Source organism: Trichococcus sp., assembly GCF_055118575.1.
This window is the reverse complement of sequence record NZ_JBSQPW010000008.1, coordinates 22,329-46,054: the sequence shown is the minus strand read 5'-3', so window position 1 is coordinate 46,054 and position 23,726 is coordinate 22,329. Positions and strand designations below refer to the sequence as shown.

The 23,726-nt window shown below is 50.2% G+C and carries 16 protein-coding genes; 13 read left to right on the top strand and 3 right to left on the bottom strand.

Going from position 1 to position 23,726, the window contains the following annotated elements; genetic code table 11:
* Positions 1-12 precede the first annotated feature (12 nt).
* Positions 13-1,518: a UDP-glucose--hexose-1-phosphate uridylyltransferase gene (galT, locus tag ACTCCX_RS03485; protein ID WP_463274755.1), complete on the top strand. Its 1,506-nt coding sequence runs from the start codon at positions 13-15 to the stop codon at positions 1,516-1,518.
* A gap of 28 nt (positions 1,519-1,546) precedes the next feature.
* Entirely contained in the window at positions 1,547-2,557 is a 1,011-nt protein-coding gene (galE, locus tag ACTCCX_RS03480) for a UDP-glucose 4-epimerase GalE (protein WP_068562277.1), read from the top strand.
* Between the two features lie 284 nt (positions 2,558-2,841).
* Here the strand turns inward: galE and ACTCCX_RS03475 are convergent, their stop codons facing one another.
* Entirely contained in the window at positions 2,842-3,798 is a 957-nt protein-coding gene (locus tag ACTCCX_RS03475) for a helix-turn-helix domain-containing protein (RefSeq protein WP_463274754.1), read from the bottom strand.
* 117 nt (positions 3,799-3,915) lie between these two features.
* Between ACTCCX_RS03475 and rhaB the strand changes: the two genes are divergently transcribed.
* From rhaB to metF, 6 genes are all read left to right on the top strand, one after another.
* Positions 3,916-5,364, top strand: coding sequence for a rhamnulokinase (gene rhaB, locus ACTCCX_RS03470; protein WP_463274753.1), 1,449 nt, complete (start codon positions 3,916-3,918; stop codon positions 5,362-5,364).
* Between the two features lie 4 nt (positions 5,365-5,368).
* Positions 5,369-6,625: an L-rhamnose isomerase gene (locus tag ACTCCX_RS03465; protein WP_463274752.1), complete on the top strand. Its 1,257-nt coding sequence runs from the start codon at positions 5,369-5,371 to the stop codon at positions 6,623-6,625.
* Positions 6,626-6,635: 10 nt separating this feature from the next.
* Positions 6,636-7,460 carry a rhamnulose-1-phosphate aldolase gene (gene rhaD / locus ACTCCX_RS03460; protein ID WP_463274779.1) on the top strand — a complete coding sequence of 275 codons (825 nt, stop codon included), beginning with the start codon at positions 6,636-6,638 and terminating at the stop codon, positions 7,458-7,460.
* 35 nt (positions 7,461-7,495) lie between these two features.
* Positions 7,496-8,653, top strand: a complete 1,158-nt coding sequence (locus tag ACTCCX_RS03455) for an iron-containing alcohol dehydrogenase (RefSeq protein ID WP_463274751.1) — start codon at positions 7,496-7,498, stop codon at positions 8,651-8,653.
* A gap of 458 nt (positions 8,654-9,111) precedes the next feature.
* Complete coding sequence (gene metE, locus ACTCCX_RS03450) at positions 9,112-11,394, top strand: 5-methyltetrahydropteroyltriglutamate--homocysteine S-methyltransferase (protein WP_272161154.1); 2,283 nt, start codon at positions 9,112-9,114, stop codon at positions 11,392-11,394.
* Between the two features lie 17 nt (positions 11,395-11,411).
* Positions 11,412-12,272, top strand: a complete 861-nt coding sequence (gene metF / locus ACTCCX_RS03445) for a methylenetetrahydrofolate reductase [NAD(P)H] (RefSeq protein ID WP_272161155.1) — start codon at positions 11,412-11,414, stop codon at positions 12,270-12,272.
* A 961-nt stretch (positions 12,273-13,233) separates the two neighbouring features.
* On the opposite strand, the gene ACTCCX_RS03440 is transcribed toward metF, so the two are convergent.
* A complete protein-coding gene (locus tag ACTCCX_RS03440) occupies positions 13,234-14,517 on the bottom strand; it encodes a DEAD/DEAH box helicase (protein WP_463274750.1) in 1,284 nt (427 codons plus the stop codon).
* A 357-nt stretch (positions 14,518-14,874) separates the two neighbouring features.
* Complete coding sequence (locus tag ACTCCX_RS03435; protein ID WP_463274749.1) at positions 14,875-15,351, bottom strand: RpiB/LacA/LacB family sugar-phosphate isomerase; 477 nt, start codon at positions 15,349-15,351, stop codon at positions 14,875-14,877.
* Positions 15,352-15,545: 194 nt separating this feature from the next.
* On the opposite strand from ACTCCX_RS03435, the gene pgmB reads away from it, so the two are divergent.
* From pgmB to ACTCCX_RS03410, 5 genes are all read left to right on the top strand, one after another.
* Positions 15,546-16,229: a beta-phosphoglucomutase gene (gene pgmB, locus ACTCCX_RS03430; protein WP_463274748.1), complete on the top strand. Its 684-nt coding sequence runs from the start codon at positions 15,546-15,548 to the stop codon at positions 16,227-16,229.
* Positions 16,226-17,905, top strand: coding sequence for a glycoside hydrolase family 3 protein (locus tag ACTCCX_RS03425; RefSeq protein WP_463274747.1), 1,680 nt, complete (start codon positions 16,226-16,228; stop codon positions 17,903-17,905). Before pgmB ends, ACTCCX_RS03425 begins: the two co-directional genes overlap by 4 nt.
* Before the next feature lie 83 nt (positions 17,906-17,988).
* Complete coding sequence (locus tag ACTCCX_RS03420; protein ID WP_463274746.1) at positions 17,989-18,993, top strand: AraC family transcriptional regulator; 1,005 nt, start codon at positions 17,989-17,991, stop codon at positions 18,991-18,993.
* A gap of 96 nt (positions 18,994-19,089) precedes the next feature.
* Positions 19,090-20,466: an MFS transporter gene (locus tag ACTCCX_RS03415; RefSeq protein ID WP_463274745.1), complete on the top strand. Its 1,377-nt coding sequence runs from the start codon at positions 19,090-19,092 to the stop codon at positions 20,464-20,466.
* Positions 20,467-20,669: 203 nt separating this feature from the next.
* Positions 20,670-23,534 carry an alpha-L-rhamnosidase gene (locus ACTCCX_RS03410; RefSeq protein WP_463274744.1) on the top strand — a complete coding sequence of 955 codons (2,865 nt, stop codon included), beginning with the start codon at positions 20,670-20,672 and terminating at the stop codon, positions 23,532-23,534.
* The last annotated feature ends 192 nt before the right edge of the window (positions 23,535-23,726 follow it).

The window sequence follows — 23,726 nt, the reverse complement described above, 5'->3', positions numbered from 1 at the left end:
GGAGCGGTTGGTATGACGATAAATGAGACAGCGTACATGATCGATCAAGCTGTTGTCGATTTCGTGGAAACGGGCATCGCAAACGGCGAAACGGAAGCGATGGACAGGATTGCGCAGCGCAATCTGCTGTTGGCCATGATCGGCAAGGAAGATTTGGACACAAAATTGGAGCCATCGCAAATTTTGCCGGAGCGCTTGGATCTGCTGGATCGCTTGGTGGATTGGGCGGTCGCAAACGGTAAAATCGCGGACTACCAATACGCGAGGGAGACGCTGGAGGCGCAGATCATGTCTTTGATCACGCCGATGCCTTCCGTCATCAATAAGCATTTCTGGGCAGTCTATGCAGAAAATCCGGAAGCGGCAACTGACTATTTTTACGAGCTCAGCCAAAACAATGATTACATCAAAACCCGCAGCATCGCCAAAAATATCGCGTTTCAGCACCGTACTGATTACGGGGAGCTGGAGATTACGATAAACTTGTCCAAACCGGAGAAGGATCCGAAGCAGATCGCTTTGGCGAAAAACGTACCCGCATCAGCTTATCCGGCTTGCCAACTCTGCATGGAAAACGAAGGCTATGCCGGGCGCATCGACCATCCGGCCCGCGCCAACCACCGCATCGTCCGCATGCCGTTGAACGGTGAAAAGTGGGGGCTGCAGTATTCGCCCTATGCTTACTATGAGGAGCACTGCATCTTTTTGGCCGAGGAGCACAAGCCGATGAAATTGGATAAGCATACTTTCGAGAAGTTGCTTGGGATCATCACGCAATTCCCGCACTATTTCGTCGGATCGAATGCGGACCTGCCGATCGTCGGTGGATCGATTCTATCGCACGATCATTATCAGGGCGGACGGCACACCTTCGCGATGGCGGAAGCGCCGGTTGAACAGCCATTTGAAATGGATCGATTCGCTTCGGTTCAGGCTGGCATCGTCAAATGGCCGATGTCCGTCATCCGGCTTGCCGGTAAGGACGTGCATGAATTGGCGGAGGCGGCATCCTTTATTCTGGATGCATGGCGGGGCTATTCGGATGAAGCGGCCGGCATCCTGCATGTCACCGAGGGCACTCCGCACAACACGATCACGCCGATTGCGCGCATGAAGGACGGCTTGTTCGAACTGGATCTGGTGCTGCGCAACAACCGGACTTCGCCGGAGTTCCCGGACGGTATTTTCCATCCGCATCCGGACGTGCAGAACATCAAGAAAGAGAATATCGGCCTGATCGAAGTGATGGGGCTGGCGATTTTGCCGCCGCGCTTGAAGGATGAATTGAGCGAAATCGAAAAGTATCTCAATGGAGAAACAGCAGAAATCGCTGCTTACCATCAGGAGTGGGTTGCAGGCTTGGTGGACAAAAAGGCGAGGACCGGTGCCGATGCGGCAGAAGTGGTGCAGGATGCGGTAAGCGAAGCCTTTTTGCGGGTGCTGGAGGATGCCGGTGTGTTCAAACGTACCCCCGAAGGCCAGCAAGCGTTTGGCCGTTTCGTCGAACAGTTGCGTTGATTTTTGAAAGGAAAGTGGAGGGGATAAAATGTCAGTATTAGTGACTGGAGGCGCCGGCTACATCGGCAGCCATACCGTAGTGGAATTATTGAAAGCAGGTCAGGAAGTCGTTATCGTCGACAACTATTCGAACAGCAAACCGGAAGTGTTGAACCGGATCGCAACGATCACCGGCAAAGCACCGACTTTCTATGAAGTGGATGTGTTGGACCGCGAAGCCTTGGACGCCGTTTTCGCAAAAGAGGAAATCGACTCGGTCATCCATTTCGCGGGCTACAAAGCAGTCGGAGAATCCGTGGCGAAACCGATCGAATATTACCACAACAACATCACGAGCTCTTTGGTATTGTGCGATGTGATGCGCAGCCACGGCGTGAAGAAGATCGTCTTCAGTTCTTCGGCGACGGTCTACGGCATGAACAACGTGTCACCGCTGACGGAAGACCTGCCGACAAGCGCAACGAACCCTTACGGCTACACAAAAGTGATGATCGAACAGATCCTGCAGGACGTGGCATTCGCCGATTCCGAGTGGAGCATCGCCTTGCTGCGCTACTTCAACCCGATCGGTGCGCATGAGTCCGGCCTGATCGGCGAAGACCCGACCGGCATTCCGAACAATCTGATGCCGTACATCACGCAGGTGGCGGTCGGTAAATTGCCGCGCCTGAGCGTATTCGGTGATGATTACGATACACCGGATGGCACAGGCGTGCGCGACTATATCCATGTCGTCGACTTGGCTTTAGGCCACATCAAGGCTTTGGACAAAATCAAGGAAACGGAAGGCGTTGGCATCTACAACCTAGGAACAGGCACCGGCTACAGCGTGCTGGACTTGGTGCATAACTTCCAGGATGCCAATGGTGTCGAGATCCCTTACGTAATTGTCGACAGACGCCCCGGTGATGTCGCGACTTGCTACGCGGATGCGACGAAAGCCAAAGAAGAACTCGGCTGGACCGCCCAGAAGACATTGGCGGACATGTGCCGCGATTCCTGGAATTGGCAAAAGAACAATCCGAACGGCTACGAATGAAAAAAGTGAAGGACAGCCCCCATTTTTCCGGGGCTGTCCTTCACTTTTTCAATTAGTTCGGTAATAGAGTGTTTGAGCGCCTGAAGGTTGTCCGATAATCGCGAAGAATCGGACAACCAGGCAGCGTTAGCACTTGGAGTTGTCCGATAACCGGAGAGAATCAGACAATCAGGTAGCATTAGCGCTTGGAGTTGTCCGATAACCGGAAAGAATCGGACAACCAGACAACGTATGACCTTGGAGTTGTCCGATAACCACGAAGAATCGGACAACCATTTTGGTTGTTATTTTTTTCGCACTTCCGAGGGCAAACAGTGGAATCTGTTCTTATAGCACGTATAGAAATAGGTCTTGTTCGAAAAGCCGACTTCGGTCAGGATCGTCTGGATCGGAATTTCGGTGGATTCGATGAGCAGGTTGGCCTTCAGCAGCCGCTTTTCGTTCAGCAGTTCCGTGAACGTCTGCCCGCTGCGCTTCTTGATCATGTTGCTCAAGTAGTTTTTGTTGAAGTTCAGCCGTTTGGATGCCGCGTCCAAGGTCAGGGTCGTGAATTCGGCATCGATCAGCTGGAGGACCTCGTAAAAGGGGTCTTTTTTGCTGAACGTTTCGCTGTACTCGTGCGGCAGGGAACGCGCCAATTCGTAAAGCAGAATCGGCAGGTAGCTGCTGATGATCTTTCCGGAAAAGACTTTCGGGAAGAAATATTCATCGGCCATGTTGTTGATGATCTGCTTGATGTGTTCGTTTTGTTCATTGCGGAACAGGATGAAATTCGCTGCGTGCGTGTCCAGCGGGTTGTTCGTCAGCAAAATTTTGTAGAGGATGCTGTCGTTGTGGTTCATGTTCATCAGCCAGTTGATCGAGATGCTTTTGTTGTTGAAAAGGATGTTCAAAAGCAGATCGTCCTTGCCGAGCGCTTCGATGGAATGTTCGCTGCCCGTGTCCATCAACAAAATATCGCCTTCCTTCAACAGATAAGGGACCCCGTTGATGATCTGGCGGCATTCGCCCTTCACGATGTAGTTGAGCTCGAGGAATTGGTGCGAATGCCCTGGGTAGGCGGCGTAGCGGTTGTGTTTGCTGATATAGATATCCTTGTTTTCGAAAAACAGATGCTCCTTGATCTTTGGCGCTCGAGTCGCCTCCCCTTCCAGTTCCGGCAGATCGGGCACAAATTTATGGCGCTTTTTTTGTTCCTTTTCGATGACAGATTCCTGCGATAACAGCGCAATCAGATCCATTCGAACACCTCCTGTATATTTGGTACTCACAACTCATTCAGTGACATTGTAGCATACATCCAGAAGTTGTTTAATAGTAATGTAAACAATTACAAGGCGGAGGTGTGAAACAAGTAAATGAAGTACTATACGATGATAGATATCGGAGCCTCCAGCGGGCGGATCATGCTGGCGGAAATAGATAATAAACAATTGGCGTTGCAGGAAGTGCACCGTTTCAAAAATGGCTTCAGCCGCATCGACGGATCCGACAGATGGGATATCGAAACCATTTTCGAAGAAATCCTGACTGGACTATCCAAACTGAAGGCACTCGGCGTGACGGAATGCCATCTCGGGATCGATACATGGGCGGTCGACTACTGCCTGATTGGAACGGACGGCCAATTGCTGCAGCTGCCGATCAGTTACCGGGACGAACGCACGAAAGATACGATGGAAAAAGTGGCGCAAGAGATCGACAAAGAGACAATCTACGCCAAAACGGGCATCCAGTTCCTGAACTTCAATACTTTGTATCAACTGTATGAAGAGGACAAGGACTTGTTGGCCAAGACGGACAAAATTTTGATGATACCGGATTATATGGCGTACCGCTTGACCGGGGAAATGGTCGGTGAAGTGACGAATGTGTCCTCTTCGCAGATGTTGAATCTCGAAACCGGGGAGTTCGATGCCGACCTGCTTGAACTTGTGGGCATCCCGAGAGAGAAGTTCCCGGAACTGGTTGTGCCAGGAACGAAAATCGGCGATGTGAAGGCTGATCTGACGGAAAGCTATGATTTGCCCAAAATCGAAGTGATCGCTGCAGCGACGCACGATACGGCATCCGCCATCGTCGGCGTGCCGGCGCTGGGCGGTAAATGGGCCTACCTCAGCAGCGGCACTTGGTCGTTGATCGGTGTCGAAAACGACGCACCGATAAATGACCGTCCCGCCTACGAAGCGAACTTCACGAATGAGTGGGGCGCTTACGGGACCTATCGTTTCCTGAAGAACATCACCGGCATGTGGTTCGTGCAGGAAATCGCGCGCAACCTGGATTACAGACATTCCTACGGGGAAATGGCGCAGATGGCTTATGCAGTCGAACCATTCCTGCAGTATGTCGATCTGAACGATCCGCGCTTCCTCAATCCGGCAAATATGATTGCGGAAATCCAATCCTATTGCCGTGAACGGGGCGAAATCGTTCCGGAAACGACCGGCGAATTGGTGATGTGCGTGTACAGCAATATGGCCTTGGCCTACGCGCATGAACTGAAGAAAGTCGAAGCACTAACGAAGGAAACGATAGATGTGTTGCACATCGTCGGCGGCGGAGCGAATGTTAAATTGCTGAATCAGTTGACTGCCGATGTCACCGGGAAGCTGGTCGTTGCCGGACCTACCGAAGGCACCGCAATCGGAAACTTGCTTGTGCAGATGATCGCAACCGGCGAATTTGCTGACCTGGCGGAAGCCAGAAAATGGCTGAGAAGTCAGATCCACGTTGAAGAATACCCGCCAAACCCGATCGCAGACCGGGAGCACCTAAAAAAATACGAAGAAAAGATTGGAGTATAGACAAATGACAAAACCTATTGAAGAAGCATACGCTTTAGCGAAACAAAAATACGCCGCCATCGGTGTGGATACGGATGCAGTACTTGAAAAATTAAGCCAAATCAAGGTTTCCTTGCAATGCTGGCAAGGGGACGACGTATTGGGATTCATGTTCCCCGATCAAGCCTTGACCGGCGGGATTTCCGTCAGCGGCAACTACCCTGGCAAAGCAACGACGCCAGCGCAATTGCGTGCCGATTTGGATAAAGCCTTAAGCCTGATCCCTGGTAATCATAAAGTTAATCTGCATGCCATCTACGTGGATACGGACGAAAAAATCGACTTGGATCAGATCGAACCGAAGCACTACGAAAAATGGGTAGAATGGGCAAAAGAAAAAGGCCTTGGACTGGATTTCAACCCTACTTGCTTCTCCCATCCAAAATCGACAGACGGCACATTGTCCAGCAATGACCCTGAAACACAAGCGTTCTGGATCGAACACGTGAAACGCAGCCGCAAAGTGGCCGCTTACTTCGGCGAAGAACTGAACCAAACTTGCGTGAACAACATCTGGATCCCGGATGGCTACAAAGACAATCCAATCGACAAAATGTCGCCGCGCGTACGCCTGCGTGATGCTTTGGATCAATGTTTGGAAGAAAAATTCGATGATGCGTACATGCTGGACGCAGTCGAAGGCAAACTCTTCGGCATCGGTGCAGAAAGCTTCACGACCGGTTCCAACGATTTCTACCTGTCCTACGCTTTGACAAGGGATATCCTGTGGACAATCGATGCGGGACATTTCCATCCAACCGAGGATGTATCCGATAAATTCACGGCCTTCCTGCCTTTCGGTAAAGGCTTGATGCTGCACGTGAGCCGTCCGATCCGTTGGGATTCCGATCACGTGGTCATCTTGGATGAAGCGACTACCCGCATCGGCGAAACATTGGTTCGCAACGATTTGTTGGACAAAACTTTCATCGGCATGGACTTCTTCGATGCAACGATCAACCGTGTCGCAGCCATGGTCATCGGCGCACGCAGCACATTGAAATCCTTGCTGTTGGGCATGTTGAGCCCGATCGAAACATTGAAGGCTGCCGAAAGCACAGGCGATTTCACAACCCGTTTGGCTGTCACGGAAGAAATGAAATCTTATCCATTCGGCGCTGTCTGGGAATTCTATTGCCAACAACAAAATGTACCAGCTGGTACGGAATGGCTGACTGAAGTGAAAAACTACGAACAAAAAATTCTTACGGAACGCAAATAAGGGGGAAATCATAAAAATGAAAAACATTTTAGAAGCACCATTCATCAAAGAAGTCATCCTGTTGACGGACGTCATGTACAAATTTGGCTGGCACGAAAGAAACAGCGGCAATTTGTCCTACTTGCTGAAAGAAGAGGAAATTACGGAATATCTGGATCTGAACGAAGTGAAACGCAACATTCCGATCGCTTTCGACGGAAAAGCTTTGGCCGGGAAATATTTCCTGGTCACCGGAACAGGGAAATTCTTCAAAAACGTCATCCATGATCCGGCTGATGTCTTGGGTATCCTGAAAGTAACTGCGGAAGGAAACAGCGTAGACCTGTTATGGGGATACGAAAATGGAGCGGCTCCTACAAGCGAATTGCCTGCTCATTTGATGTCGCACATTGCGCGCTTGTCAGTCGATCCTGAAAACCGTGTCGTTTACCACTGCCACGCCACCAACCTGTTGGCGATGTCCTTCTCTTGCGAGTTGGATGAAAGAAGCTTCACGCGCATCCTTTGGAAAATGTGCACCGAGTCATTGGTCGTGTTCCCAGAAGGTGTGGGCATCTTGCCTTGGCTGATGCCTGGAACGAACGAAATCGGCGAAGCGACTGCTGAAAAAATGAAGGAATACCGTCTGATCGTATGGCCACACCACGGTTTGTACGCAGCCGGAAAAGATTTGGAAGAGTGTTTCGGTTTGGTCGAAACGGCTGAAAAATCAGCGACTGTCTACACACTTGTTCAATCGCAAGGCGGCATCAGACAGGAAATCACTGACGAACAACTGAGCAATCTTGGCAAACGTTTCTCGGTAACCCCAAGAGCGGGCTACTTGAATATCTAATCCATCTGATTTTTAACAAAAGGAGATAATGGAAAATGGCAACTTTTTATGTACCAGCAATAAACCTTATCGGAAAAGGCTGCATCAAGGAATTGGGCAGCAATGTGAAGGAACTTGGCTACAAGAAAGCTTTGTTCGTAACGGATAACTTTTTGGCCAAAAGCGAAATGATCGACGTTGTTTTGGCAGAGTTGGACAATGCGGAAATCGACTATGTGATCTATGCGGATGTCGATCCGAACCCGACCTGCAAAAACGTAAACGAAGGCGTGGCGATGGCACAAGCGGAAAACTGCGACTTCATCATTTCCTTCGGCGGCGGCTCTCCTCAGGATGCAGCGAGCGCCATCAGCATCATCCTGACGAACGGCGGCAAACCGCAGGATTACGAAGGCTTGCACAAATCCGCTAAAGCCGGCTTGCCGGTTGTGGCGATCAATACGACTGCCGGAACATCTGCTGAAATCACGATCAACTACGTCATCACCGATGAAGACCGCAAAGTGAAGATGGTTATGGTCGACAAAAACAGCTTGGCGAAGATTTCCGTGAACGATCCTGAATTGATGTTGACGATGCCGAAATCATTGACTGCAGCAACCGGAATGGATGCTTTGACGCATGCGATCGAATCGATGGTAACGCCTGGCGCTTACGCTGTGACGGAAGTTTTGGCTTCCGGAGCGATCGAACTGATCCGCGAATACTTGCCGAAAGCTGTCGAAAACGGCACGGATCTCGATGCGCGCGACAAAATGGTCAATGCCATCTTCTTGGGTGGAATGGCCTTCAACAATGCCGGTCTGGGATATGTGCATTCGATGGCTCACCAATTGGGTGCCGTCTACCACTTGCCGCACGGCGTTTGCTGCGCGATGCTGTTGCCGATCGTGGAAGCTGAAAATGCCAAATTTGCGCCTGAACGTTTCCGCAAAGTAGCGAAAGCATTAGGCTTGGCAGTGACAGCTGACATATCCGATCAAGCCTGTGCAGATTACACGGTCGAAGAAATCAAACGTTTGTCCAAAGTCGTTGGTATTCCAACCTCATTGAATGAGTTGGGCATCAAGGAAGAGGAATTCGATTACGATTACCTGTCCAAAAATGCCATGATCGATGCCTGCGCACCAGGAAACCCATTCACGCCGACATTAGAAGAAACGATTGCGATGTACAAAAAGTTGTTCCAATAATCCACACCTGAGCTAAAATTACTAAGTTTTCAAAGAAATGCAGATAATCCGAATTTGTCCAAAACAAGATTGTCGACAATAAAGAAGAGCCGCCTCGATTTTTGAGGTGGCTCTTCTTTGCTGTGCCAAAAGACGGTTATAGAAATGGATGTCGGCTGTTGAGGATACCTTGAATAGCGAAAAGCCGACAGAAGTTTGATCTCTCGACAGTTCGCGATGTGAAATGCTCAAAACAGCCGACAAAACCCGGTCCAACTCCAGTCAACTAGGATCAGGCCGCACGATGTTATAGAGAAGAGCTATAACTGCATATATTTATTAAGTGTTATCCTATATCTGGATTCCGTGGCATACTGAAACCACCTTCTGATGAATGATGATCAGCAAACAGTACAACACTTAAAAGCATGATTGATAGTTTTGCAGCAGGAACCAAAAAATGAAATGGAGGAATCAAAATGAACAGTTCAGTAATCGGTTTTCCAAGGGTCGGTAAATTGCGCGAATTAAAGTTCGCATCCGAAAAATATTTCAAGCAGGAAATTTCAACAGAAGAGTTGGAGCAAGTCGCAAAGGGTTTGCGGGAGATGCACTGGAATCTGCAGCAGGCTGCCGGCATTAGCCACATCCCTTCGAATGATTTTTCATATTACGATAACGTGCTGGATCTGACGGTCCTGTTGAACGCGTTGCCTGAAAACTACAGACAGCTCGGTTTGAGCGAGCGCGACACTTATTTTGCGGCTGCGCGCGGATACCAGGGCGTAGCGGGCGACGCCAAAGCCTTGGCGATGAAGAAATGGTTCAACACCAACTATCATTATTTGGTTCCAGAACTGTCCGACAATACCGAAATTAAATTGGTGGGCGATAAGCCTTTTGTCGAGTACGAAGAAGCCAAAGCAATCGGTGTGCTGACGAAACCGGTCCTCATCGGCGGATTCACTTTCCTGAAGCTGGCCAAATACAAAGGCTCGAAAACAATAAATGATTTTGCCGACCAAGTGGCAGATGCCTATATCGCAATCCTCGATCGGTTCAACGAACAGGGTGTGGAGTGGGTGCAGTTCGATGAACCGAGCCTGGTCACCGATCTGACGCAAGAAGATGTAGCGCTGTTCACGGCCCTTTACGAAAAAGTCTTGGCGCATAAGGGTAACGTAAAAGTATTGCTGCAAACATACTTCGGCGATATCAGGGACAGCTATGAAGAAGTGGTCGGGCTCGATTTCGACGGCATCGGCCTTGATTTCATCGAAGGCAAACAGACTGTGGAACTTTTGGAAAGATATGGCTTTCCGGCTGATAAAACATTGTTTGCCGGTGTCCTGAATGGGAAAAACATCTGGAAGAGCGACTACAAAAAGGTCATCACGTTGGTCAATGGGTTGAAGAAATACAGCAACGACATCGTCATCAGCACTTCCTGTTCGTTGCTGCATGTTCCCTACACGCTGGAAAACGAAACGAGCTTGCCGGAAGAAGTTTCCCAGTATTTCGCTTTCGCGAAGGAAAGGCTGCAGGAAATCAAAGAGCTGACGGAGTTGATCGGCACATCCGGATCCGGATATGAAGAGCAGGCAGCTTATCTTGCGAATCAAAAAGTCTTTTCAGCGGACCGGGTCTACGAAGACAAGCACGTGCAAGCATCCGTAGCGAGCTTGACGGAAAGAGATTTTGTCAGAAACGTTCCGAGACAAAAACGGAGAGCGATCCAAAAAGAGAAACTGCAACTGGGTCTGTTGCCGACAACGACGATCGGTTCCTTCCCGCAGACGAGGGAAGTCAAGCAGAACCGCAGCAAGTACCGCAAAGGCGCGATCTCAAAAGCCGAATACGATGAAAACATCAAAGGCTTCATCAAAGAATGCATCGATCTGCAGGAGGAACTGGGGCTGGATGTGCTGGTCCACGGCGAATCCGAGCGCAACGACATGGTTGAATTCTTCGGCGAAAACCTGGCTGGATACGTGTTTACCGAAAAAGCTTGGGTACAGTCCTACGGAACAAGATGCGTCAAGCCGCCGATCATTTTCGGGGACATCCGACGCGAAAACCCGATCACCGTGTTCTATTCGGAATATGCGCAGAGTCTTTCCGACAAACCGGTCAAAGGGATGCTCACTGGTCCGGTGACAATCTTGAATTGGTCGTTCCCGCGTGAGGACATTTCGCTGAGGGAGATGGCTTTCCAGATCGGTCTGGCGATCCGCGAAGAGGTTCTCGATTTGGAGGAAGCGGGCATCAAAATCATCCAGATCGATGAAGCGGCTCTGAAGGAGAAGTTACCGATCCGTAGAGAAGAATGGGCGAGCGAGTACCTTGATTGGGCGATTCCGGCATTCCGCCTTTGCCACAGTGGCGTGAGGCCGGAGACGCAGGTGCATACGCATATGTGCTACAGCGAATTCGAGGAAATCGTAAAGGATATCGACAACATGGATGCGGACGTCATTTCTTTTGAAGCCTCCCGTTCCAAACTGACGATCATCGATGCCTTGAAGGCGAACCAGTTCGAAACGGAAGTCGGACCGGGTGTTTACGACATCCACTCGCCGCGCGTGCCGAGTGTCGAAGAGATGGTAGCGGTATTGAAGAACGCGCTGACGAAGATAGACGAGGAAAATCTATGGATCAATCCAGATTGCGGACTGAAAACAAGAGGCATCAAGGAAACAAGAGAAAGCCTGGCCAATCTTGTGGCGGCGGCGAAAATCATCAAAGACGCAGTTTTGGTCTAAAAAAGAGGTGAAGGCTGATGAAAATCGAATCCAAATTCCAAAAGAAAAAACCGGTGCTTTCCTTCGAAATTTTTCCACCGAAGCGCGATAAAGCGATCCAGAACATCGATGAAACGCTTGCGATCCTGAGTGAACTGAATCCTGATTTCATCAGCGTCACTTTTGGTGCTGGTGGAAGCCACACGGACAATCAGACTGTTGAATTGGCCAAACGCATCAAGCAACAATACGGAATCGATCCGCTGGTGCATCTGACTTGCTTGAATTCTTCGAAATTCGAAATCTGCGAATTGCTGGAGGAACTGAAAGAGGCCGAAATCGATAGCATTCTTGCCTTGCGCGGGGATAAAAATCCGGCCGTGGAAGAAAAGCAGGACTTCCGGTACGCCAGCGATCTGGTCAAATTCATCCGGCAATACGGTGATTTTTCCATCAGTGGCGCCTGTTATCCGGAATGCCACACGGAATCGAAGAACAAAATCGAGGATATCGCCTATCTGAAAGAGAAGGTGGACAGTGGGGTGCAGCATCTGATTTCCCAACTCTTTTTCGACAACAATGCCTTCTATTCCTTTCAGGAACACATCCAGATCGCAGGTATGCACGTTCCGGTCGAGGCGGGCATCATGCCAGTCATCAATAAGGCGCAAATCGAAAGGATGGTGACGCTCTGCGGCGCCTCCTTGCCGGAAAAGTTTTCCAGAGTGATGCACAAATACGAAGACAACAAAGAGGCACTTTTCGATGCCGGCATGGCCTACGCGATCAATCAGATTGTCGATCTGCTGGCGCATGATGTGGATGGCATCCACATCTACACGATGAACAATCCGATCGTCGCAAAAAGGATCTGCGACGGAATCAAGAATCTGATTTGAACGTGAACTTCGTTTGGACGTCGCTTACCGGAGAAGGTGGTTTCCTCCGGTGAGCGCCCCTCTCAACGGAGTTGCGGTCCCCGGTAACAGCTGTTCTCCTGCGAGCGAATGTTTGCCGGAGCTAAGTGCGGGGACGGAGGCTGATCTCCGTCGAACGAAGGCTTGACGGAGGTGAGCGTTTTGCGCACGTGCCAGCTCCTGCGAAGCCAACCCTGGTCGGAGAAGGTGCTTTCCTCCGGTGAGCGCCCGTCTCAACGGAGTTGAGGTCCCCGGTAATAGCTGTTCTCCTGCGAGCGAATGTTTGCCGGAGCTAAGTGCGGGGACGGAGGCTGATCTCCGTCGAACGAGGGCTCGACGGAGGTGAGAGTTTTGCGCACGCGTCAGCTCCGACGAAGCCAACCCTGGTCGGAGAAGGTGCTTTCCTCCGGTGAGCGCCCGTCTCAACGGAGTTGAGGTCCCCGGTAACAGCTGTTCTCCTGCGAGCGAATGTTGGCCGGAGCTGAGTGCGCGGACGGAGGCTGTCCTCCGTCGAACGATGGGCTAGTCGAAGGTGAGAGTTTTGCGCACGCGTTAGCTCCGGCGAATCCAACCCTGGTAGGAGAAGGTAGTTTCCTCCGGTGAGCGCCCCACTCAACGGAGTTGCGGTTCCCGGTAATAGCTGTTCTCCTGCGAGCGAATGTTTGCCGGAGCTAAGTGCGGGGACGGAGGCTGATCTCCGTCGAACGAGGGCTCGACGGAGGTGAGCGTTTTGCGCACGCGTCAGCTCCGGCGAAGCCAACCCTGGTCGGAGAAGGTGGTTTCCTCCGTCGAACGAGGGCTTGACGGAGGTGAGCGTTTTGCGCACGTGCCAGCTCCTGCGAAGCCTCCGTTCCCCGGAGCAAAACGTTTCATCCCGCCGCATTCATCAGTTGTGTCATAAAAAGAGAGCTCCCGCCATTTCCGGCGGGAGCTCTCTTGTCTGTCATTTGCTTTGCGTGTTTTGTTTAGTTTGGAAACGCGGTCTTTGTGCGGCTTTTTGGCCGCCTCTTGGACCTTGTTGGTTTTTGACACGAGTTCCGTTATTGCGCGCGGCAATCGGTTTTTTCGGCTGTGGTGCAGCTGCCTTAGTGCCTTCTTTCAACAGGAAAGGCTGATCTGTTACGACCGGAACTTTTCTCTTGATAAGTTTTTCGATGTCTCGCAACAACGATGCTTCGGTTTCATCACAGAATGAGATAGCTTTTCCGCCGCGTCCTGCGCGTCCAGTCCGTCCGATACGGTGAACATAGGTTTCCGGAACTTCAGGCAGATCAAACAAGATGACATGCGAGAGCTCAGGCACATCGATACCACGGGCTGCGATATCTGTCGCTACAAGAACGCTGGTTTTTTTGGTCTTGAAGTTTTCCAAAGCACGCTGACGCGCAGTCTGGGATTTATTGCCGTGGATCGCTTCAGCTGAAAGTCCAGCCTGCAAAAGCTTTTTGACGATCTTGTTGGCGCCGTGCTTCGTTCTTGAGAAGACAAGCGAGCGTTCCACTGTATCTTCCTTCAACAGGTGGATAAGCAAGTCAGTTTTGTCGGTCTTGGCTACAGGATAAACGCTCTGGTGGATGACTTCTACAGTCGAGGAAACCGGAGTCACTTCCACTTTCACCGGATTTGACAAAATAGTCCCCGCAAGTTTTTCGATTTCAGTCGGCATAGTGGCTGAAAAGAACATGCTTTGGCGTTTCTTAGGCAATTCGCGGATGATGCGGCGTACATCATGGAGCATCCCCATATCCAACATCATATCCGCTTCATCCAGGACAAAGAAATCGACTTGGTTCAGTTTGATGTAGCCTTGTCCGATAAGGTCCAACAGTCTGCCTGGCGTCGCGACCAGGATATCCGTTCCGCGTTTTAGCGCGGTTGTCTGTGGATTCTGGGAAACACCACCGAAAATGACTTGGATCTTCAATGGAAGGTATTTTGCGTAAATTTGGAAGCTTTCCCCGATTTGCAGGGCAAGCTCACGGGTAGGGGCAAGGATCAGCGCTTTGATGGCGCCTTTTCCAGCGGTTTCTTGTTCCGTTAGGTTCTGAAGAATCGGTAGGGCAAAGGCAGCGGTCTTACCGGTACCAGTTTGGGCGCAACCCAACAAATCCTTGTTGTTCATCAGATGCGGAATGGCATCTTCCTGGATGGGCGTCGCTTTCGTGTAGCCTGCCTCTTTCAGTGCGCGCAGCAGGTTTTGATTCAATTCTAGTTCTTTAAATAACAAATGGTTCTCCTTCAGCATGTTCTACATGCATTTGATTTTAGTGGGTATGTTTCGGGCCAGGCCAGTTTGGGAAAGAGAGTCGGACTCTCGTTTGCCAAATTCCTCACCGCGAAACGTTATATAGGTTCTCTGAGCAACAGCGTGACTCGCCTACTATATCACAAATGAAAGCAAAAGTCATAGCATTCCGCTTTTGGGTGGAATAATGAGTGGGTTAACAAGGCGAGGAAGCGTTGAGGCATCCGAAATAGCCCGCAAAAAAAACCGCACCGAAATGGATTCGTTCATCCATTTCGGTGCGGTCTTGTTTTTGTTGTAATTTGTTCTTCGAACATCATGCAGTCAATTCATGACTGACTAGTCCTGGATTTCATCCAATTTCTTCAGATGCTTTTCGGCAATCTTTTTCACTTTGTCGACGCGGTTCGTGTATTTTTCGATATCGCTGAGGTAATCGGTCGTCATCCAAGCCGTCACGATTTCAAGCGCCAATGCCGATCCGATGATCTTTCCGCCGAGGCAGAGAACATTCGTGTCGGAGTGGGAACGCGCCAGTTTCGCGCAGAAAGGATCTTGGCAGACAGCCGCATAGACGCCGTAGATTTTGTTGGCGATCAGGGCACTGCCGTAACCGACGCCATCGACAAAGATGCCGCGGTCGGCTTTTCCTTCTGCCACAGCCAGTGAGGCAGGATAAACATAATCGCACAGGTCACAAGGTTCTTCGTTGTAAGGTCCGAAGTCGAGCACTTCATGGCCTTCTTGTTCGAGTAAAGCTTTGACTTCTTCTTTCAATGCGAAGCCGGCATGGTCGCTGGAAACGGCAATTTTCATCTAAATCCCTCCATTATCTATCATTAACCAAAAGTATAAGCCAAACGGCGAGAGGAGTACAGACTGAGTTTACAGATCAATCCAGAACAAACCTGTGATTTGAACAGTAGCCACTTTGATTCTGCCATTGTTCGGGATGCCTCAATTATGTAAGATGAAGATGTAAACTAGGATTCTTCGAATGGAGTAGACAAATGGGCGAAATAAAAGGACTGGTATTTGATTTGGACGGTGTCATCACTGATACAGCTGAACGGCATTACTTGGCATGGAAAAGGATAGCGCATCGATTGGGCATCGCGATCGACCGCGAATGGAACGAACGCCTCAAAGGCATCAGCAGAACGGAATCTTTGGAACTTATTTTGGCTGAGAATCCGACACTTCTCCTTGATTCGGAAGAAAAAGCACAGCTTTTGAAAGAAAAAAATGCGCATTACTTGGAGTTGATCGCGGAAATCACAGCAGCGGACATCCTGCCGGGTATTCCGGAACTCCTGGAAGAGGCAAAGAATGCAGGCTACCGCATGGCGATCGCCTCCGCCAGCAAAAATGCGCCGCTCATTCTGGAAAGACTGGGTCTATCGGCTATGTTCGATGCCGTCGTCGATCCGGAATCGCTGAAACAGAACAAACCGCATCCAGAGATTTTTGAAAAGGCTGCTCAGGCTTTGGGTCTGGAAACACAGGAATGCATCGGTTTCGAAGACTCATTGGCTGGTATTGAAGGGATCAAAAGGGCGGGTATGCCCGCTGTAGCCATCGCCATCCCTATCTTTGCTGAGTGGCTTCCAGATATCGAAGTGGCGGCTACAAAAGACTTGAAATTGAAAGAAATTGTACGCGAAGTGACGATGAAGGAGCGTGTTGAAGGATGATCGATTTGAAGGGGAATCCTTTTTATCTGAAGGATGAGCAAATAGCATGGGTAAACCGGATGTTGGCAAGCTTGACGTTGGATGAAAAAGTGGGGCAGCTATTCTGCCCAATCGGCATGTCCACGGACGAAAAGGCACTGTTTGACTTGGCTGTGAACAAAAAAATTGGAGGCTTGCTGTTCCGTCCTGGAAAAGGCGAAGAAGTGCAGCAAGCCCACCGCTATCTGCAGCACCAAGCTAAGGTTCCGATGCTGATCGCAGCCAACCTAGAAGCGGGCGGTACGGGAAGCGCTATTGACGGTACGCGCATTGGCAATCCGATGTTGTTGGCGGCTGGTCAGGATGCCGAATTTGGGCACCATCTTGGTGAAGTATGCGCCAAAGAAGGTTCGGCGGTAGGCGTGAACTGGGCCTTCGCGCCGGTCGTGGATATCGACTACAATTTTCATAATCCGATCACGAATGTGCGCACGTACGGCAGCGATCCCGAAACCGTCCTCAACTATGCAAAAGGTTTTGTTGAAGCCGTGCAGCAAAATGGAGTAGCGGCTTCGATCAAGCATTTTCCTGGGGATGGCATCGATTTCCGTGATCAGCATCTGGTGACGACAGTCAACACTTTGCCGCTTGAAGAATGGCGGAGTACCTATGGTAAAGTCTATTCGGGTCTCATCGAAGCAGGCTCATTATCGGTGATGATCGGCCATATCGCTTTGCCGGCGGTCCAGAAATCAGAAGAAGATGCTTTTCTGCCGGCCACCTTATCTCCTGTTATCATGCAGGGACTGTTGCGCGAGGAACTCGGATTCAATGGCGTCATCACAAGTGATGCGACGCCGATGGTCGGTTTTTGCGCGGCGATGGAGCGGCGTTTGGCCGTTCCGACAGCAATCGCTGCCGGTTGTGATATCTTCCTGTTCAACAAAGACTTGGAGGAGGATATCCGCTTCATGAAGGAAGGGATTGAAAATGGCATTCTGAAGTTGGAACGCATCGATGAAGCCGTCACCCGTATTCTGGCGATGAAAGCAGCATTGAAGTTGCCTGAAAAACAGGCGGAAGCACGGTTGGTTCCTCCAAAAGAAGACTTGGCTGTCCTGAAGGGGGAAAAACACGTCGAGTGGGCGAAGCAAGCAGCCGATAATGGCATAACGCTCGTCAAAGATACAGCCGGTAACCTACCGCTACGGCCGGACGCGACGCCTCGTCTGTTACTGCAACTGCTCGGGCCTTACGAGGAATCGAATACCCAAATCTTTTCCAAGGTGCTGCCGCTGTTGGAGAAGGAAGGCTTCCAGGTGACGTTGTATCAGCCGGAAGATTTCACGACCGGATTCGAATCCGTTTCCCAGTTCCGTTCCAAATATGATGCCGTCCTCTATCTGGCCAATGTCGAAAACCGCAGCAACGCCACAACGACAAGAATCAACTGGTACACCTTCTTCGGTCTAGGGAACAATATCCCATGGTTCGTCGACGAGGTGCCGACCATATTCGCGAGCCTGGGCAATCCCTACCATCTGATGGATGTGCCGATGGTGAAGACCTACATCAATGCCTATGATAATCATGAGGCGGTAATTGAAGCGTTTGTCGCCAAACTTATCGGCAAGAGTGATTTCAAGGGCGTGAGTCCGATTGATCCATATTGTGGGTTGATGGATGCCCGCAGATAGATTTTATGCACCCAACCCGATGAGTCCGGTTGGGTTTTTCTGTATAATGGTGGAGGAGACAATGAGAGAGGGTGAGCCGCAAAATGTTTGAACTGGACCGTATTTTAAAGGAAGAAACCAAAGTTGAAAAAGAGCAACGGAAATCCGGGTTTAATGTGACGGATCCGGACATTCTAGATGAATTAATTTTGAGTGGGAATAAGTTCCGCTTGAATGGCAATTTCCTACTGAGTGAGGAAATGTTCTTCAAAAAAGGGGACGTCCATATCCGTAAGCACAATCGTTATTCGGATATGCCCTTGCACCACCATCAGTTTTTGGAATTGAACTATATGTATTCCGGTTCCTGCACCCAAGAAGTGAGCGGTGAAAAAATTGTCCTCAATGAAGGTGACATCATCATGCTAGACCGGGGCAGTTCGCATTCCTTCCAGGCGTTGGGCGAAAACGACATCCTCATCAATGTTCTGTTGAAAGTGGAGACGATCAACACCAAAATTCTTCAGCAACTTGTGAGGAAACGTGGGGTATTGACTGAGTTTCTGGTACTGGCAAGTCAACGCACTCATGAAGAGGATCAGTTTTTGGTATTCCGGACGGGAGAAAATGCAAAAGTCCAGACTTTCATGCAGTACATCCTGGAGGAATACTACGGCGGAACTGAACCGAATACCGAAGTGATCCACCTCTACCTGCCATTGTTGTTCATGGAACTGGCGCGCACGTTCGAAGAGGAAACGAAAGGGCAACAAGGCCACCAGAATCAGGTTGTCACGGAAGCGTTGGCCATCATCGAAAAAGACTATCGCACGCTTTCTTTGGAAATGTTGGCGCAGCAATTGGGTTTCAACAAGAATTATTTAGGGAATCTGATCAAGAAAGAGACGGGGGACACTTTCAAGCAGTTGCTGCAGCGCCAACGCATGCTGCACGCGCATCATCTCCTGGTCTTTTCAAATTATTCGATGGAGGAAATATCCGAGGAAATCGGCTACTTGGACACGAGCTATTTCTTCCGCTCATTTAAAAAAATGCATGGCAAGACGCCGGGGCAGATCCGTGAGGAAGCTTGGCAGAGGGACCTGTAGTTTGACCACTTTGTTCTGTTTGCACGACATTGTAAGCCTTTGCCGAAAGCGGTTTAATAAGGGGGTAAACAAAACAGAACAAAGGAGAGAATAATTATGGCAACTGAAACAAGAATTTTGGATCAAACAGACGAAAACAAGCTGCCGATTAGCGAGAAGTTGACGTTCGGCTTCGGGAATCTGGCGGCCAACCTGATGCTGACAACGGCCAGTTCCTTCATCACTTATTACTATACCGATGTGGTCGGGTTGAGCGCAGTCATCGTCGGCAACATCCTCTTGTGGGCACGACTTTTTGATGGCGCTTCCGACTTGGCAATGGGTGCGATCGTCGACAAGACCCGTTCGAAACACGGAAAGGCCAGACCTTGGATTTTATGGATGGCGATCCCTTATGCATTGGCAATGATACTCTTATTCACTTCTCCGGATTTCCTGGGATCGACTGGCAAAGCCGTCTATGCTTTCGTGACTTATGTGATTGCTTTGGCTGGTGTATACACAGCGACGATGGTTCCCTATAACGCAATGATCGGTACTACGACATCGAACCCAGTCGATCGCGGCAACCTATCGACATCACGCACCTTAGCTGGATTCGTGGGGGCGATGGGAGTGACTGCAGCGGTTTTGCCGATCGTAAACTTCTTCGGTGGCGATAAACAGGCTTGGACATGGATGGCCGCTCTATTCGGGGGTATCTCGACAGTGCTGTTGCTGATTCTGTTCAAAAATTCTAAGGAACGCGTCATCGAGACTGCTGTTGCTGTCGAAAAAGTTCCTTTGAAAAAGAATCTTAAGGCGCTGTTGCAGAATAAATACTGGGTCATCATGATTCTATATATGCTAATGAGTTTCATCAGCTCTGGTTTGGGTGGCATCAACATTTTTTATGCCCAATGGATTTTGGGAGATCCTGCAAAAGTGGCAGTAATCGGTATTCTTTCTTTTATGCCGATTGCGGTAGGTGCAGTGTTTATGCCTGTTCTGTTGAGCAAATTCAGCAAAAAAACGATCACCTTGATCGGAGGCATCGTAATGATGATAGGTCTGTTGATCATCGCGGTGTTCCCGGAAAACTTTACGATGATTATGGTTGGTTTGATCATCCGCGGACTCGGTATCGCGCCGGGAGCTGTCGCAGGCTTCGCTATGTTGGGTGACGTTGCCGATTACGGTGAATGGAAAACGGGCATCCGCAGCGAAGGTTTGATTTTCTCGGCAGGAACTTTTGCCGAAAAAGTCGGCTCCGGAGTGGGCGGGCTGATTCTGGGTGTCGTTTTAGGACTTGGCGGCTATGTGTCGCAAGGGGCAACGCAATCAACAGAAGCTTTATTCGCGATCAAGGCAATCTTCGCCTATCTGCCACTCGCTTTCACAGCAATCTGCATTTTGTTGATTCTGTTCTATGACTTGGACAAAAAACTTCCTGCAATTGCGGAAGACTTGAAAGCGAAACGAGTGAACGGATAATGTTACAGGCTGGGACAAAAACCCAGCCTGAAATTATATATCCGAATATTATTTGCGCAAACGTGCGCCAAAAGGCAGGCCCTGGCTCCACTTCACGAAAAATGCTCAGATGGTCTGCGACCATCTTGCGCTTATTCGCTCCAGTGGTCCGGGCCTAAACGCCTTTTGTCCCACTCTCATTTTTTAAGACAGGAGCACACACAATGAATATATATAATCTGAAAACCAATTACCTAATGAATCCTATCGGCTTTTTGATGGACACGGTGGCTTTATCGTGGATAATCGAGGCGCCGTTTGAGGAGGAATTGCAGGGAACCCGTGTCCTCATCGCACTGGATGAGAACTTTGAAGAGGTCATCCATGACAGCGGAATGCAAGCTGATTTGGATCCGCTGTGCTATCAGCCGGAAATCAAGCTGCAGCCGCGCATGCTCTACTTCTGGAAAGTGATTGCGAAGAATGCTGATGGAGATGAGTCCTATTCCGAGATCCAATTTTTCGAGACAGGTAAGGAAGAGGAACACTGGACCGGGAATTGGATCGAACCTGCCCGACAATTGCAAAGGATGCCGCTTGTGCGCAAACTGTTCCGCCTGCCTGCAAAACCTATCCGTAAGGCACGCGTTTATGCGACAGGACTGGGTATTTATGAACTGTATCTGAACGGAGAAAAAATCGGTGACGAATATTTGGCTCCCGGCTTCCATTCTTATGATTTTTGGCAGCAATACCAGACGTACGATGTCACAGAAGCCCTTCAAGCAGGTGGAAATGCGATCGGCTTCATGCTGGGGGACGGCTGGTTCAAAGGCCGCTTCGGATTCGACGGTGGATATGAAGATCTGTACGGGGATCAGTTCCGCCTGATCGCGGAATGCATCGTTACTTATGAGGACGGAACGGAAGAAATCATCGCCAGCGATGATACGTGGGAAGTCGCTGAGGGGCCGCTCGTCTCCAGTAGCATATACGACGGGGAAGTGTATGACGCGAACCTGGAAATCGACGGTTGGAACAAATACAGCGAATCAGAATCAGCTGTTTGCTGGGAACGGATGCAACTGAGCGATACGGATACCGAAGAACTTCAGGCACGGTTGAGTGTTCCGGTTAAAATCGTGGATGCCTTCGTGCCAGAACTGATTATTACCCCTGCAGGAGAGCAAGTATTGGACTTCAAACAGAACATGACCGGATGGATCACGTTCTCCGCGGATGTGCCGGATGGAACCGTCATCACCTATGAAGTCGGCGAAGTGCTGCAGGAAGACAACTTCTACCGCGATAATCTACGCACGGCGGAAGCGAAATTCACCTACATCAGCAATGGTAAAGCGGCCGAAGTGCGTCCGTACTTTACATTTTACGGCTTCCGCTACGCCAAAATAACCGGTGTCGATCTCCTGGAACAGGATCTAGGCTTCAAAGGATACGTGCTCCAGAGCGAACTGGAAGAGACGAGCGGCATGATCACAGCCAATCCGGATGTGAACCAATTGCTGAAGAATGCGCTTTGGGGGCAAAAAGGTAATTTCCTGGATGTGCCGACGGATTGTCCTCAAAGGGATGAGCGCATGGGCTGGACTGGTGATGCGCAGATCTTTGCCCGCACAGCGAGCTATAATATGTACACTCCGGCTTTCTACAAAAAATTCATGCACGATCTCCGTTTGGAGCAAAAAGCGCTCAATGGATCCGTTCCATTTGTTGTTCCACAGATCAAGCCGGAAGGAGATGCCGGATTCGTTACCGGATCCGGCGCAGCCGCCTGGTCGGATGCGGCGACAGTCATTCCTTGGGTGCTTTACGAACAATACGGCGATCGTTCGTTGCTGAAGGAACACTATCCGACCATGAAAGATTGGGTGGACTATATCGTTCGCGAAGATACGAAATCCGGAGACAAACGCCTCTGGACAAGCGGGTTCCAGTTCGGTGATTGGTTGGCGTTGGACGGGGATAATCCGCACTCACCGATGGGCGGCACCGACACTGCTCTGGTTGCATCCGTGTACTACTATCATTCGGCTTCCTTGCTGGCACGAGCCGCGGAGGTTTTGGGCAATACGCATGATGCGTTGGCATACACCCAATTGGCCTTGGAAGTGAAACAAGCCATCCAAAATGAATACCTGACTACTACGGGACGCTTGGCGGTAACGACCCAGACAGCCTACATCCTCTTCCACTATTTCGATCTTTGCCCAGAACCATTCAAAGAGCGGATGACGAAAGACTTCTATGACAAAGTCATTTCCAGCGGTGTCCACCTTCAGACCGGGTTCGTCGGGACACCGTATTTTGCGGAAGCTTTGAGTAAGAACGGCATGAACGAACTGGCGTATGGTTTATTGCTGAATGAGGACTATCCGAGCTGGTTGTTTGCGGTGAAAATGGGTGCGACCACCATTTGGGAACGCTGGAATTCAATTTTGCCGGACGGGAAAATCTCCGGGACGGACATGAACTCCTTGAACCACTATGCTTATGGCTCGATCGTGGAGTGGCTGTACCGTTGCGTGCTGGGCATCCAGGCGGACAGCAACCAACCAGGATACAAACACTTCTTCCTGGCACCGCAACCGAGTGCGCAGTTGGGCAAAGCGGAAGGGTACTATCAATCGGTATCCGGACGCATCGAAAGTGCGTGGGAAATTTTAGCGGACGGACAATTGGATTTCGCTTTCCGCGTGCCTTTCGGGACGATGGCAACCATCACCCTGCCGGATCTGACGCTTGAAGAAGCACAGAAAACAGAGTGGCTGCAGTCTGCGGTCGCTTTAGAGGATAGCGCAAAAGTCACAGTCAAAGCAGGTGAATACCGCGTCACGTACATGCCGACACGGAACTATTGCCCTGAAGTCACAACCGAGTTGTCTTTCCGGGAATTACTGGAATACACCCCAGCCCGGAAAGTGATCTTCGAGCAGTTACCGATGATGCGCAACAACGACATCGCCTTGCGGTATCTGGATATGCCGTTGGAGACTTTCAAGGAGTTGCCGATTGTTTCCAATTTTGTCAGCGAACAAGTCTTGGAGCAGATGAATGCATCGTTTACCTGATGGAGATAATGACTTAAGAATGAGGCGGCATCCGTCGCGAAAACTGCGACCTGTTCTATATTCAATATGTGGACGGTGAATTCAAAACCGAAATCGTCGACAAAGGCTGCGGGCCGTCCAATATCATGGTGGTGAACGAAGCAAATCGTGACATTATCGTTGCCGCGAACCACACCGGTAATGAAGCGGCGG

What these genes read in the sequence shown, in the direction of transcription:
- galT (WP_463274755.1), top strand. Translation starts at nt 13, where the DNA reads ATGACGATAAATGAGACAGCGTACATGATCGATCAAGCTGTTGTCGAT.
- galE (WP_068562277.1), top strand. Translation starts at nt 1,547, where the DNA reads ATGTCAGTATTAGTGACTGGAGGCGCCGGCTACATCGGCAGCCATACC.
- ACTCCX_RS03475 (WP_463274754.1), bottom strand. Translation starts at nt 3,798, where the DNA reads ATGGATCTGATTGCGCTGTTATCGCAGGAATCTGTCATCGAAAAGGAA.
- rhaB (WP_463274753.1), top strand. Translation starts at nt 3,916, where the DNA reads ATGAAGTACTATACGATGATAGATATCGGAGCCTCCAGCGGGCGGATC.
- ACTCCX_RS03465 (WP_463274752.1), top strand. Translation starts at nt 5,369, where the DNA reads ATGACAAAACCTATTGAAGAAGCATACGCTTTAGCGAAACAAAAATAC.
- ACTCCX_RS03455 (WP_463274751.1), top strand. Translation starts at nt 7,496, where the DNA reads ATGGCAACTTTTTATGTACCAGCAATAAACCTTATCGGAAAAGGCTGC.
- metE (WP_272161154.1), top strand. Translation starts at nt 9,112, where the DNA reads ATGAACAGTTCAGTAATCGGTTTTCCAAGGGTCGGTAAATTGCGCGAA.
- metF (WP_272161155.1), top strand. Translation starts at nt 11,412, where the DNA reads ATGAAAATCGAATCCAAATTCCAAAAGAAAAAACCGGTGCTTTCCTTC.
- ACTCCX_RS03435 (WP_463274749.1), bottom strand. Translation starts at nt 15,351, where the DNA reads ATGAAAATTGCCGTTTCCAGCGACCATGCCGGCTTCGCATTGAAAGAA.
- pgmB (WP_463274748.1), top strand. Translation starts at nt 15,546, where the DNA reads ATGGGCGAAATAAAAGGACTGGTATTTGATTTGGACGGTGTCATCACT.
- ACTCCX_RS03425 (WP_463274747.1), top strand. Translation starts at nt 16,226, where the DNA reads ATGATCGATTTGAAGGGGAATCCTTTTTATCTGAAGGATGAGCAAATA.
- ACTCCX_RS03420 (WP_463274746.1), top strand. Translation starts at nt 17,989, where the DNA reads ATGTTTGAACTGGACCGTATTTTAAAGGAAGAAACCAAAGTTGAAAAA.
- ACTCCX_RS03415 (WP_463274745.1), top strand. Translation starts at nt 19,090, where the DNA reads ATGGCAACTGAAACAAGAATTTTGGATCAAACAGACGAAAACAAGCTG.
- ACTCCX_RS03410 (WP_463274744.1), top strand. Translation starts at nt 20,670, where the DNA reads ATGAATATATATAATCTGAAAACCAATTACCTAATGAATCCTATCGGC.